Below are 14,857 nucleotides of genomic sequence, written 5' to 3'. Positions count from 1 at the left end.
CCCCGGGCGGCTCAGGAGAGCCCGAGGTCCTGGTCGATGAGATCGAACAGCTCCTGGTTGCTGGCCACCCGCAGCCGGTCGACCACGTCGGCGGCCTCGCCGGGCCGCTCCCCCGCGCCCTGCTCGGCGGCGCCGAGGCGTTCCAGCAGCCGGTGCAGCCGCATGGTGACCCGGACCCGGCCGAGGTCGTCCAGCTCGCGCCCGGCGAGGGCAGTCTCCAACCGGTCCAGCTCCTCGACCGTGGGCAGCGCCTCCACCGACGCCTCGCTGACCAGTTCTGCGCGCAGATGTTCGGCGAGGGCCTGCGGGGTCGGGTAGTCGAACACCACCGAGCTGGCCGGGTTGAGGCCGGTGGCCCTCGCCAACCGCCCGCGCAGCTCCACGGCGGTCAGAGAGTCGAACCCGAGGTCGCGGAACGGCCGGTCGGCCTCCAGGGCGTACGGGCTGTCGTGGCCGATGACCTCGGCGGCGGCGGTGCGGACCAGGTCGACCAGCAGCCGGGCCTGATCGGCGACGCTGAGGTCGGCGAGGCGCTTTCGAAGGCCGGTGAGGACCTCGCCGTCACCGTCGGCGGCCGGATCGGGGCCGGTGCGCAGCGCCGCCACCTCGGGAATGTCGCTGATCAGTGGCCGGGGCCGGGCGGAGGTGAAGACCGGTGCGAAGCGGGCCCAGTCGACGTCGGCGACGGCGAGCACGGTGCCGTCGCCGTCGATCGCCGCGCGCAGGGCGGCCATCGCCGGTTCCCGGTCGAGCAGGCTGACACCGCGTCGGCTCATCGCCACGGCGTGCTCGTCGCTGACCATGCCACCGCCGGCCCACGGTCCCCAGTTGACGGAGAGCACCCGCGCCCGGCCTGTGGGCCGGGACTGCGCCCACGCGTCGAGGAAGGCGTTGCCCGCCGCGTACGCGCCGTGGTCGCCGACGCCCCACGCCGCGGCGATGGAGGAGAAGTAGACGATCAGCTCGAGGTCGTCCGGGTCGAGGAACTCGTCGAGGTGTCTGGCACCGGCGGTCTTGGCGGCCACCACGTCGGCGAGTTCGTCGGTGTCGACCACGCTGACCGGGTTGAGCCTGCCGACGCCGGCGGCGTGCACGACGGCGCGCACCGTCTCGCCGTCGCGGCGCAGCCCGTCGACGAGTGCGGCGACGGCGTCCCGGTCGGCCAGGTCGCAGGCGACGACGCGGGCCTGCGCGCCGAGGTCGGCCAGCTCGGCCAGGGCGTCCGCGACGCCGGGGGCGTCCCCGCCGCGCCGGCTGACCAGGATCAGCCGGCGGGCGCCGTGCCGGGCGAACCAGGTGGCGGCGTACCGGCCGATGGCGCCGGTGCCGCCGGTGATGAGCACCGTGTCGGGTGACTGCCGGGCCGGGACGCTGGGCGCCTCGCCGCGGGCTGCCCGGGTGAGCCGCCGCAGGTGCACCCCGAGGGGCCGGACGGCTAGCTGGTCCTCGCCGTCGGTGTTGGTCAGCGCCCGTAGCAGGTGCCCCCCGACGGCCGAATCCAGCTCGGCCGGCAGGTCGAGCAGGCCACCCCAGTGGGCGGGGTGCTCCAGGGCGGTGACCAGGCCGAGGCCCCAGGTGGTGGCCTGGGCGGGCCGGGCGAGCGGGTCGCCGGGTCCGGTGCCGACGGCCTGCCGGGTGAGCAGCCAGAGCGGCCCGGCCGGGGCGGTGTCGGTGACGGCCTGGATGAGGGCGAGGTTGCCGGTGAGGCCGGCGGGCACCGCCGGGTGGTCGGGGTGGGGCCGCTCATCGAGGGCGAGCAGCGAGACGATCCGGGTGGTCGTCCCGGCAGGCAGGGTCAGCAGCCCGGCGAGACCGGCACGGGTGACGGTCGCCGGGTCGACGGCGAGGGTACGGATGCTGCCGCCGTGCTCGCCGAGCAGCGCGGCGATCCGGTCGGTGGTGTCCGTGGCCGTCCCCGCCGGGGCGACCAGCAGCCAGTCGCCGGTGGCGGAACCGGCGGTGAGCTGCCGCTGCGGCCAGGTGATCCGGTAGCGCCAGCCGTCGACCACGGCGTCGGTCTGCCGCTGCCGGTGCCACCGGGCGAGGGCGGGCAGCTGGGCGCGCAGGGGCTGGTCCGGGTCGACCCCGAAACGGGCGGCCAGCCCGTCGCCGTCGTCGTCGGCCACGGCCTGCCAGAACGCCTCGTCGACGCTGCCGCCGACCGGGGCGGTCGGCGCGGTGCTGACCACGGCGCCGTCGCCGACCGGCCAGAACCGCTGGTGCCGGAAGGCGTACGTGGGCAGGGCGACCTGGTCGGCAGCGGGTAGCAGCGCGGCCCAGTCGACCCGTACGCCGTGGCAGTGCAGCCGGGCCAGTGCGCCGAGCAGGGCTGCCGCCTCGCCCCGGCCGGGGCGCTGCACCCCGGTGACCAGGGTGCGGTCGTCGTCCGGCAGGGCCTCGGTGGCCAGGGCGGTGAGCACGGTGTCGGGGCCCACCTCCAACAGGGCGGACACACCGAGGGTGTGCAGGTGGGTGACGGTGTCGGCGAACCGGACGGCTTCCCGGACGTGCCGTACCCAGTAGTCGGGGGTGCAGAGCAGGTCGGGGTCGGCGACCCGGCCGGTCAGGTTGGACACCAGCGGGATGGCCGGCGGGGCGTAGTCGACAGCGGCGGCGACGGCGGCGAACTCGGCCAGCATCGGCTCCATCAGCGGGCTGTGGAACGCGTGGCTGACGTTCAGCCGCTTGGTGCGTACCCCGAGGGCGGTGAAGTGCGTGGCCAGCTCGGTGAGCGCGTCGCCGTCGCCGGAGACCACCACGGCGGCCGGGCCGTTCACGGCGGCCACGGCCACCTGGTCGGCGTACGGGGTGAGGGTGTCGGTGACCTCGTCCTCACCGGCGGCGACGGCGAGCATCCCGCCGCCGGCCGGAAGGGCCTGCATGAGCCGGCCCCGGTGGCCGACCAGGGTGCAGGCGTCCGGGAGGGTGAGGACGCCGGCGACGTGGGCGGCGGCGATCTCGCCGACGGAGTGCCCCGCCACCAGGTCGGGCACGACACCCCAGCTCTCCAGGAGCCGGTACAGGGCGACCTCGACGGCGAACAGCCCGGCCTGGGTGAAGACGGTCTGGTCGAGCAACGCGCCCTCGGTGCTGCCCTCGGCGGCGAACAGCACCTGCATCAGCGGCCGGGGCAGGTGGGCGTCGAGGTGTTGACAGGCCTCCTCGAGGGCCTCCGCGAAGACGGGGTACGTGTCGTACAGTTCGCGGCCCATCCCGGCGTGCTGGGCGCCCTGGCCGCTGAAGAGCACGGCGAGAGTGCCGCCGGGCTGGGCGGTGCCCCGGGTGAGGGTGGGGTGGCTCTGCCCGGCGGCGAGCGCCCGCAGCCCGGCCACGTACGCCTCCCGGTCGGCGGCCAGCAGCACGGCCCGGTGCCGCAGGTGGGACCGGCCGGTGGCCAGCGCCCGGGCGACGGCGGCGTCCGCGGCCGGTCCGGTCGACGCCCAGTCGGCCAGCCGGGCGGCCTGGGCGCGCAGCCCGTCCTCGTCGTTGCCGGAGACCGCCCAGGGCAGTGGCGACAGTGCGGGCGCCTTGTCGGCGTCGGCTGCCGGCTCGGTGGCGTCCGCCGGCTCGGGGGCCTGTTCGATGATGACGTGGGCGTTGGTGCCGCTCACCCCGAACGCCGACACCGCGGCCCGACGCGGGCGGCCCACCTGCGGCCACGGCCGCGCCTCGGCCAGCAGCGCGACGGCGCCCTCCGACCAGTCGACGTGCGGGGTCGGCTCGTCGACGTGCAGGGTGGGCGGGAGCAGGTCGCGCTGGAGGGCCATCACCATCTTGATGACCCCGGAGACTCCGGCCGCGGCCTGGGTGTGACCGATGTTGGACTTGATCGACCCGAGCAGCAGGGGCCGGTCGGCGGGCCGCTCCTGCCCGTACGTGGCGAGCAGCGCCTGCGCCTCGATCGGGTCGCCGAGCCTGGTCCCGGTGCCGTGGCCGTCGACGACGTCGACGTCGGCGGGGGCGAGCCGGGCGTTCGCCAGGGCCTGCCGGATGACCCGCTGCTGGGCAGGGCCGTTGGGGGCGGTGAGCCCGTTGGAAGCGCCATCCTGGTTGGTGGCGGAGCCGCGTACGACGGCGAGGATCCGCCGGCCGTCCCGCTGGGCGTCGGAAAGGCGCTGGAGGAGGAGCAGGCCGGCGCCCTCACCCCAGCCGGTGCCGTCGGCGGACCCGGCGAACGACTTGCACCGCCCGTCGGAGGCGAGGCCGCGCTGCCGGGCGAACTCCAGGAACGGGCCGGGGGTCGCCATCACGGTCACCCCGCCGGCGACCGCCATGTCGCACTCGCCGGCCCGCAGCGACTGGACGGCCAGGTGCAGGGCGACCAGCGACGACGAGCAGGCGGTGTCGACACTGACCGCCGGCCCCTGCAGGCCGAAGGTGTAGGAGAGCCGACCGGAGACCACCGCCGCCACGTTGCCGGTCGACTGGTAGCCCTCGGTCTCGGCCCCCACGGCCATCAGCAGGGTCGCGTAGTCCTGGCCGTTGGTGCCGACGAAGACGCCGGTGTTGCTGTCCCGCATGTCGGCGGGGGCGATGCCCGCCCGCTCGAACAACTCCCACCCGGTCTCCAGCATCAGCCGCTGCTGCGGGTCCATGACCAACGCCTCGCGGGGCGAGATGCCGAACAGGCCGGCGTCGAACCCGCCGACGTCGGAGACGAAGCCGCCCTCCCGCACGTACGAGGTGCCGGGGGTGTCGGGGTCGGGGTCGTAGATGGCGTCCAGGTCCCAGCCCCGGTCGGCCGGGAACCCGGCGATCGCGTCGCGGCCCTCGGCGACCAGCCGCCACAGGTCCTCGGGGCTGGCCACCCCGCCGGGGTAACGGCAGCTCATGGCGACGATGGCGATGGGCTCGTCCAGGGCGGCGGCGGTCTGCGTGGGCGTGGCGGCCTGCTCGGTGACACCGAGGATGCGGTCGGCCAGCCAGGCGGCGAGCAGCGCCGGTGTGGGCTGATCGAAGACCAGGGTGGCGGGCAGCCGCAACCCGACGGCCTCACCGAGCCGATTGCGCAGTTCCACGGCGCTGAGCGAATCGAAGCCGATCTCCCGGAACGGTCGGTCGGCGCCGATGGCAGTGGCGGAGTCGTGTCTGAGCACGGCCGCGGCCTGCACCCGGACCAGTTCCAGCAGGGTGCGACGGCGTTCCGGCTCGGCGAGGCTGGCGAGCCGGCCGCGCAGCGGAGACGCCTGGACCGGCGTCTCGTCGTCGCGGTTCTGGGCGGCGTCGGTGATCCGGGCGACCTCGGGAATGTCCTCGATCAGCGGCCGGGGGCGGGTCATCGCGAAGGTCTGGTGGAACCGGTCCCAGGCGATGTCGGCGACGGTGAGGGTGGTCTCGTCGTGGGCGAGTGCGTGAGCCAGCACGGAGACTGCCAGGTCGGGGCGCATCGGGCGGACGCCGGAGCGGAACATCTGGTCGGCAGCGCCCTCGGTCTCCAGCAGGCCGCCACCGTCCCACGCGCCCCAGGCCACCGCGGTGGCGGCCAGGCCACGGCGGCGCCGGTCCTCGGCGAGGGCGTCGACGAAGGCGTTCCCGGCGGCGTAACCGCCCTGGAGGCCGCCGCCCCAGACGCCGGCGCCCGAGGAGAAGAGCACGAACGCGCTCACATCGCCGAGGAACGCGTCGAGGTTGACCGCGCCGGCGACCTTGGCGTGCAGGCCGTCGGCGAGCGTGGCGAGGTCGGTGTCGGCGAGCAGGCCGGCGGGGGCCACCCCGGCGGCGTGGAACACGGCGTCGACGCGGACCCCGTCGCCGGCGAGCCGGTCGATGAGGGCGCGCAGCGAGACCGGGTCGGCCACATCGCAGGCGGCGATGGTGACGGTCGCGCCGAGCGCGGTCAGCTCGGCCTCCAGTTCGGCGGCGCCGGCCGCCGCTGGGCCCTGCCTGCTGGTCAGCACCAGGTGGGACGCGCCGTCGCGGGCCAGCCAGCGGGCCACGTGCGCGCCGATCGCGCCGAGGCCGCCGGTGATCAGGGCGGTCCCCGAGGGCCGCCAGCCGGTGGCCTCCCGGGCGGCTTCCGCACCGGCGTCGCGCACGAGCCGGCGGACGTACAGCCCGGAGGGGCGCACGGCGACCTGGTCCTCGTGGCCGGCTCCGGCGAGCACGGCGGCCAGCCGGCCGCGCGAGCGCCGGTCCAGGGGGGACGGCAGGTCGATCAGCCCGCCCCAGCGGTCGACGTGCTCGAGGGCGGCAACCCGGCCCAGCCCCCAGACCAGGGCCTGCCGGGGATGGTCGAGCGGGTCGGCGCGGCCGGCGGAGACGGCGCCGCTGGTGGCGCACCAGAGCGGCGCGGTGATCCCGAGGTCGCCGAGGGCCTGCACCAGGGCAAGGGTGCCGGCGAGGCCCACGGGGACGACCGGCCGGTCGGGGTGGTCGGTCTCGTCGAGAGCGAGCAGGGACAGCACGCCGGTGACGGCGTCGGTGCCGGCCGCGGCGAGCTGCGCGGCGAGCGCCCGACGGTCGGGGTCGGCGACGGTCAGGGGAAGCACGTCGGCCCCGGCCTCGCCGAGGGCCTCGGCGACCTGCCCGACCAGCGGATGGTCGAGGTACGCGGTGGGCGCGACGAGCAGCCACGTGCCGCCGAGCGAGGTCGCCGGCACCGCGGGCAGGGGGTTCCACTGGACCCGGTAGCGCCAGCCGTCCACGGTGTTCTCGTCGCGCCGCCGCCGACGCCACGAGGAGAGGATGGGTAGCGCATCACCGAGCGCGCGGGTCCCGGCCTCGTCGACGCGCATGGCGGCGGCGAGCGCCGTGGCGTCGGCGCGCTCGACGGCGTCCCAGAACTGCCGGTCGACCGGGTCCTCGGCGGTCGCCGCCGGGCCGGTCCGCACGGGCGCCTCCGGCCAGTACCGCTGGCGGTGGAAGGCGTAGGTGGGCAGCGGCGCGGCGGGGCCGGTACGTACCCCGCAGACGGCGTTCCAGTCGACGTCCACCCCACGCACGTGCAGCTCGGCCAGGGCGGTGAACAGCCGCAACCAGCTGCCCGCGCCGCGGCGCAGCGAGTCGACCACCGCCGCCTCGTGCTCGCTGGCGTCGATCGTCTCCCGCATGTCGACGCTGAGCACCGGGTGCGGGCTGATCTCCAGGAAGACCCGGTGACCGTCGGCGAGCAGGTTCTGGACAGCGTGCTCGAAGTTCACCGTCTCACACAGGTTGCGGTACCAGTAGCTGGCGTCGAGAGCGGTGTCGGTCTGCTCGCCGGTGGCGCTGTAGAACGGCACTTCGGCGGGGCGGGCGGTAATCCCGGCGAGGTTGTCCAGCAGCCGCTGAGCGACGCCCTCGACCTGGGGCGTGTGGGAGGCGTAGTCGACGGCGATGGGACGGGTCCGCACGCCGTCGGCCGCACAGACGGCGAGCAGTTCGGCGAGAGCGTCGGGATCCCCGGCGACCACCGCCGACCCGGGACCGTTGACCACGGCGACCCACAGCCGCCCCGGCAACCGGGCCAGCAGCTCACGGACCTGCTCGGCGGGCAGGGCCACGGAGACCATGCCGCCCGTGCCGCCGATTTCGTCGAGCGCCTGGCTGCGCAGGGCGACGATCCTGGCGCCGTCCGCCAGGGAGAGCGCGCCGGCCACGCAGGCGGCGGCGATCTCGCCCTGGGAGTGCCCGACCACCCCGCCTGGGCGTACGCCGAGCGAACGCCACAGTCGGGCCAGGGAGACCGTCACCGCCCACAGGGCGGGCTGCACCACGCCCGAGTCGACCAGCGGCGGGGCGTTCTCGGCGCCGCGCAGCACGTCGATCAGCGACCAGTCCACCCAGGGCGCAAGGGCGGCCTCGCACTCGGCGACGGACGCGGCGAACACCGGGGAGGTGTCCAACAGTTCCACGGGCATCCCGGGCCACTGGGAGCCCTGGCCGGAGAAGACGAAGACGGGGGCGGTGTTGCGGAGCGCCGTGCCGGTCACCACCGTGGCGGTGGACTCACCGTCGGCCAGGGCGGTGAGTCCCTTCACCAGATCGGCTCGGTCCGGACCGAGCACGACGGCCCGGTGCGGGAACGAGGACCGGGTGGTGGCGAGGGCGTACGCCACCTCCGCCGGCTCGATCTCCGGGTGCGCAGCGAGGTGCGCGCGCAGCCGGACGGCCTGCTCCCGCAGCGCGGCGGGGTCGGTGGCGGACAGCACGAGCGGGACGAGCCCGGCATCGTCGACGACACCGGGCTGGGACTTGGCTGCAGTCGGCTCGGGCGCCTGCTCCAGGACGACGTGGGCGTTGGTGCCGCTGATGCCGAAGGAGGAGATCGCGGCCCGGCGGGGCCGGCCGACCGCCGGCCAGGGCGTCGGCTCGGTGGCGAGGGCGACCGCGCCGGCGGTCCAGTCGACGTGCGGGGACGGCTCGTCCACGTGCAGGGTCGGCGGCACCAGACCGTGCCGCATCGCCTGCACCATCTTGATCACCCCGGCGACGCCCGCGGCGGCCTGGGTGTGGCCGATGTTCGACTTGACCGACCCGAGCAGCAGCGGCCGGTCGGCCGGCCGGTCCTGCCCGTAGGTGGCCAGCAGTGCCTGCGCCTCGATCGGGTCGCCCAGCGTGGTGCCGGTGCCGTGGGCCTCGACCGCGTCCACGTCCGCCGTGGTCAGCCGCGCGTTGGCCAGTGCCTGGCGGATCACCCGCTGCTGCGACGGCCCGTTCGGGGCGGTCAGCCCGTTCGACGCGCCGTCCTGGTTGACGGCCGTGCCGCGCACGACGGCGTAGATCCGCCGGCCGTCCCGCTGGGCGTCGGAGAGGCGCTGCACGAGCAGCATGCCCACACCCTCACCCCAGCCCGTACCGTCGGCGCCCCCGGCGAACGCCTTGCACCGGCCGTCGGGAGACAGGCCGCGCTGCCGGGAGAACTCGATGAACGTGCCGGGCGTCGCCATCACGGTCACACCGCCGGCCAGCGCGTAGTCGCACTCCCCCGACCGCAGCGCCTGTGCCGCCAGGTGCAACGCGACCAACGACGACGAGCAGGCGGTGTCGACGGTGACGGCCGGGCCTTCAAGGCCGAGGGTGTACGCGATCCGCCCGGACAGGACGCTGCCGGAGGTGCCGGTGCCGATGTGGCCCTCCACCTCGGCCGGCAGGTTCATCAGTCGGGAGGCGTAGTCGTGGTACATGACGCCGGCGAACACGCCCGTGCGGCTGCCGCGCAGCCGGTGCGGGTCGAGGCCGGCGGACTCGAACGCCTCCCACGAGCTCTCCAGCAGCAGCCGCTGCTGCGGGTCCATCGCCAGGGCCTCGCGCGGGCTGATGCCGAAGAACCCGGGGTCGAACTCGGCGGCGCCGTACAGGAAGCCGCCGTGCCGGGTGTAGGAGGTGCCGCTGTTGTCCGGGTCCGGATCGAACAGGGTGTCCAGGTCCCAGCCCCGGTCGGCGGGGAACTCCCCGATACCGTCCCCACCGGTGGCCAGCAGCTCCCACAGCTGGTCGGGGTTGTCCGCCCCGCCGGGGAACCGGCAGGCCATGCCGACGATCGCGATCGGCTCGTCCCGGCCGGTGGCGCTCGCCGCGTCGGCGCGCGGGCCCCTGGCGGACCGGCCGCCGGCCAGCTCCGCGTACACCTGTCCAGCGAGGATCTGCGGGGTCGGATAGTCGAAGACCAGCGTCGAGGCCAGCCGCAGCCCGGTGGCGGCGTTGATCCGGTTGCGCAGGTCCACCGCGGTCAGCGAGTCGAAGCCCAGTTCCCGAAACGCCCGGTCTGCGGGCACCGCGTCGGCTCCGCCGTGGCCGAGGACCTGCGCGACGAGGGTGCGCACGAGGACGTCGACCTGGTCGCGGGCATCCTGCGGCGCCAACCCGGCGATCCGGTCGGCCCAGTTGCCCTTGCCGGCCTGCCGGCGGGCGGTGACCGCGCCGAGCAGCACCCGCAGCAACGACGGCACCCGGCCGGCGACGACCTGCGCCCGCATCGCCGGCACGTCGATCACGGCCGGCACCAGGGCCGGCCGCGCGGCGGCGAGGGCAGCGTCGAACAACTCCAGGCCGGTGGGGGCGCTCATCGGGGTGATGCCGGCCCGGGTGGACCGGGCCCGGTCCGTGTCGCTGACGGTGGCGGCCATGCCGTCGGTGTCCCACATGCCCCACGCCAGGCTGACCGCCGGCAACCCGGCCTGCCGGCGGTACGCCGCAAGGGCGTCGAGCACCACGTTCGCCGCCGAGTACGCGGCCTGCCCGGGCGAGCCGAGCACCCCGGCGATCGACGAGAAGAGCACGAACAGATCGAGGTCCCGGTCCCGGGTGGCCTCGTGCAGCCACCAGGCGGCGGTCGCCTTCGGCGCCAACACCCCGGCCAGCCGCTCCGGGCTGGTCGCCGAGACCACCCCGTCGTCGAGCACGCCGGCCGTGTGCACCACGCCGGCCAACCGGCCGGAGACGCCCGCGACCAGCGCGGCGACCCTGTCCCGGTCGGCGACATCGGCAGCGACGACCTCGACGCGGGCACCCAGGCCGGTCAGCCGCGCGGTCAGCTCGCCCGCGCCGGGGGCGTCGGGGCCCTGCCGGGACACGAGCAGCAGCGACCGCGCACCGTACGCAGTGACCAGGTGCTCGGCCACGAGGGCGCCGAGCGCGCCGGTGCCGCCGGTGACCAGGACGGTGCCCTCGCCGAGGGCCGGTCCGGTCTCGTCGCCGCCCCGGTCCCCGGCAGCCGGTGCCGCGGTGCGCACCAGTCTCGGGGTCAGCACCTCGCCGCCGCGCAGCGCCACCTGTCCGCCCGTCGCGGCCGGGTCCGCTGCGGCGCCGGCCAGGACGGTGAGGGTGTCCGCGTCGAAGTCCCGGTCCAGGTCGGCCAGGACGAGGCGGTCCGGGTGCTCGGACTGCGCGGAGCGCAGCAGCCCCCACACGGCGGCGCCGGCCAGGTCCGTGACGGGGTCGTCGTCCCGGGTGGCGACCGCGCCCGCCGTGAGGACCAGCAGCCGGGAGTCGGCCAGCGCCTCGGCGGCCAGCCACCCCTGGACCACGCCGAGCGCGTGGGCGGTGGCGGCGCGCACCGCCTCGGGCGGATCGACGTCGGACCGACCGGCCACCGACAGCACGAGGGCGCGCGGCGGCTCCTGCCCCGCTTCGACGGCGGCCAGGACCGCCGCCACGTCCGCGAAGGCGGGCAGCTCGGCCGGGTCGGTCCGGGCCGGGCCGGCGAGCAGCGCCCAGCCGTCCAGGTCCTCGACGGCCACGACGTCCTCGGCCTGCCAGACGACCTCGAACAGTGAACGGCTCGCGACGCTCGGGGCGGTCAGGCCGGTCATCTCCCGCAGGACGAGGGAGTCCACCGACACCGCCGGCGCGCCGGCGGTGTCGACGGCGACCAGCCGCACCGTGGAGCCGTCGCGGGTCAGCCGCACCCGCAGCGCCGCCGCCCCGGACGCGTGCACCTGCACGCCCTCGAACGCGAACGGCACCCGGGGCCCGCCCTCCGCCCCGTCGATCAGCAGTCCGACCGGCTGCAGGGCGGCGTCCAGCAGCGCCGGGTGCACCCCGAAAGCGGCCGCGTGCTCCGTCGTCTCCTCGGGCAGGGCGACCTCGGCGTACACCTCGCCGTCGCCGGTCCACAGCCGGCGCAGTCCCCGGAACGCCGGCCCGTACGCCAGGCCACGCCCGGCCAGCGCGTCGTACCACCCGGCCAGGTCCACCTCGGTGGCCGCGACGGGCGGCCACGCGCCGAGGCCGGGCTCGTCGTCGACGGCCGGTTCCAGCACGCCCTCGGCGTGCCGGACCCAGCCGGTGTCGGGGTCGTCCTCGGCCTGGGCGTGCACGGTCACCGTGCGGGCGCCCGCGTCGTCGGCCACGCCGACCCGCACCTGCACCCGGACGCCACCGCCCTCGGGCAGGGTCAGCGGTGCGGCGATGGTCAGCTCCCGTACCCGGGACGCGCCCACCTCGTCGCCGGCGCGCACCATCAGCTCGACCAGCGCGGTGCCGGGCAGCACCACGACACCGGAGACGGCGTGGTCGGCGAGCCATGGATGGGTGGCCAGGGACAGCCGGCCGGTGAGCAGCACCATGTCCTCGCCGGCCACGGAGACCGCCGCGCCGAGCAGCGGATGCCCGGCCGCACCGAGACCGGCGCCGGAGACGTCGGCGATCCGGCCGACCGGCTCCAGCCAGTACCGCTGGTGCTGGAACGCGTACGTGGGCAGGTCGACCCGGCGGGCGCCGGTGCCAGCGAGCAGGGCGTCCCAGTCGACGTGCAGGCCCTCGGCGTGCAACTGGGCGAGGGCCTCCAGCAGGGCGCGGGGCTCGGACCGGTCCTTGCGGGCCAGCGCCACGAGCAGGGCCGTCGGGTCGTTGAGGCAGCTCTGGGCCATGGCCGTCAGCACCCCGTTGGGACCCAGCTCGACGTAGGTGCCCACGCCGGCGTCGGCGAGCCAGGCGACGGCGTCGGCGAAGCGGACGGCCTCCCGCACGTGCCGCACCCAGTACTCGGGGCTGCACAGCTGCTCCGCCGCCGCGACCTGGCCGGTCAGGTTCGACACGATCGGCACGGTCGGCGGCCGGAAGGTGAGCCCGGCCGCGACGGCCGCGAACTCGGCGAGCATCGGGCCCATCAGCTCGCTGTGGAAGGCGTGGCTGACCCGCAACCGGTGGGTGGGGGTGCCCCGGCCGGACCAGAGTTCGGCCAGCTCGTCGATCGCCTCGGCGTCGCCGGAGACGACGACGGCGGCGGGGCCGTTCACGGCGGCGACGCCGACCCGGCCGGTGACGCCGGCCAGCGACCCGACCACGCTCGCCTCGTCGGCGGCGACGGCGAGCATCGCCCCACCGGCCGGCAGGGCCTGCATGAGCCGTCCCCGGGCGGCGACCAGCGTGGCAGCGTCGGCGAGGGAGAGCACCCCGGCGACGTGCGCGGCGGCCAGCTCGCCGATGGAGTGGCCGACCAGGAAGTCGGGGACGAGGCCGAAGGATCCGGCCAGCCGGAACATGGCCACCTCGACGGCGAACAGGCCGGCCTGGGTGAACACGGTCTGGTGCAGCAGCTCGGCCTCGGCCGTGCCGGCCTCGGCGAACATCACCTCGCGCAGCGGCCGCGGCAGGTGCGGGTCGAGCGCGGCGCAGACCTCGTCGAGGGCGGCGGCGAAGACGGGGTACGCCTCGGCGAGCTGCCGGCCCATGCCGGCACGCTGGGCACCCTGCCCGGAGAAGAGGAACGCGACCCGGCCCCGGGGCCTGACCGTGCCGGTGACCACCGGGGCGACCGGCTCGCCGTCGGCGAGGGCGCGCAGCCCGGCGAGCAGGTCGGCGCGGTCCTCGGCGAGCACCACGGCACGCCGGTCCAGCCCGGCGCGGGCACGCGAGGACGCGGCGACGTCGACCGGGCGGACGGAGGTGTCGGCGGCGAGGTGGTCCGCCCAGCGGCGGGCCTGCGCGGTGAGCGACTCCGGGCTGCGGGCGGACAACAGGACGGGGACCAGCGGCGGCGCGGCGACGTCCGCCGGCGACACGGGTTCCTCGACGGCGGGGGCCTGCTCGACGATGACGTGGGCGTTCGTCCCGGAGATGCCGAACGACGACACGGCACCCCGGCGTGCCCGGCCGGTCGCCGGCCAGGGCCGGGCCTCGGTGAGCAGCGATACCGCCCCGGCCGACCAGTCGATGTGCGGGGACGGCTCGTCGACGTGCAGGGTGGCCGGCAGCCGACCGTGCCGGATCGCCATCACCATCTTGATCAGGCCGGCCACTCCGGCGGCGGCCTGGGTGTGGCCGAGGTTGGACTTGACCGAGCCGAGCCACAGCGGCTCCGCCCCGGCCCGGTCCTGCCCGTACGTGGCGAGCAGGGCCTGCGCCTCGATCGGGTCACCGAGAGTGGTGCCGGTACCGTGCGCCTCGACGGCGTCCACGTCGGCAGGGGCGAGCCGGGCGTTGGCCAGCGCCTGCCGGATCACCCGCTCCTGGCTGGGGCCGTTGGGTGTGGTCAGGCCGCTGCTCGCCCCGTCCTGGTTGACCGCGCTGCCCCGGATCACTGCGTAGACGCGCCGGCCGTCGCGCTGGGCGTCGGAGAGCCGCTGGAGCAGCAGCACGCCCACGCCCTCGGCCCAGCCGGTGCCGTCGGCGGCGGCCGCGAACGACTTGCACCGCCCGTCGGAAGCGAGGCCGCGCTGCCGGGAGAACTCGGCGAAGACGCCCGGGGTGGACAGCACGGTCACACCGCCGGCCAGGGCGAAGTCGCAGTCGCGCTGGCGCAGGGCCTGCACCGCGAGGTGCACGGCGACCAGGGACGACGAGCAGGCGGTGTCGACGGTGACCGCCGGCCCCTCGAGTCCGTACGTGTAGGCGACCCGGCCGGAGACGAGGCTGCCGGAGTTGCCGGTACCGAGGTACCCCTCGACACCCTCGGGCAGGTCCAGCACCCGGGAGGCGTAGTCGTGGTACATCACCCCGGCGAAGACGCCGGTACGGCTGCCGCGTAGCCGCTGCGGGTCCAGGTCGGCGGACTCGAACGCCTCCCACGCGCTCTCCAGCAGCAGCCGCTGCTGCGGGTCCATCGCCAGCGCCTCGCGCGGTGAGATGCCGAAGAAGCCGGGGTCGAACCCGGTGGCGTCGTAGAGGAAGCCGCCCTTGTCGGTGTACGAGGTGCCGGGGTTGTCGGGGTCGACGTGGAACAGCCGCTCCAGGTCCCAGCCGCGGTCGGTGGGGAAGTCGCCCAGCCCCTCCCCGCCGGTGGCGACGAGGTTCCACAGGTCGTCGGGGCCACGGACGCCGCCGGGGAACCGGCAGGCCATGCCGACGACGGCCATCGGCTCGCGGTCCTTCGCCTCCACCTCACGCACCCGCCGCCGCGCCTCGCGCAGGTCGGTCGCGGCACGCCGGAGGTAGTCGAGGAACTCTTCCTCAGTGGGCATCGGGCCACTCCGTATCGGGATCAGAGGTCCGGGGC

General features: G+C 75.9%; 1 protein-coding gene. It reads right to left on the bottom strand.

The annotated features are described in order from the left end of the window. Window positions 1–11: 11 nt before the first annotated feature. Window positions 12–14,822: a type I polyketide synthase gene (locus AB0G13_RS04945; protein WP_357869012.1), complete on the bottom strand. Its 14,811-nt coding sequence runs from the start codon at window positions 14,820–14,822 to the stop codon at window positions 12–14. Window positions 14,823–14,857: the final 35 nt, after the last annotated feature.

The organism is Micromonospora sp. NPDC023633 (assembly GCF_040640035.1).
Taxonomy (GTDB): Bacteria; Actinomycetota; Actinomycetes; order Mycobacteriales; family Micromonosporaceae; genus Micromonospora.
Note: the sequence above shows the minus strand (reverse complement) of the source record. Positions and strands in the feature narration are given on the sequence as shown.

Coding starts and splice junctions, on each gene's coding strand:
- AB0G13_RS04945 (WP_357869012.1), bottom strand. CDS start 14,822: ATGCCCACTGAGGAAGAGTTCCTCGACTACCTCCGGCGTGCCGCGACC.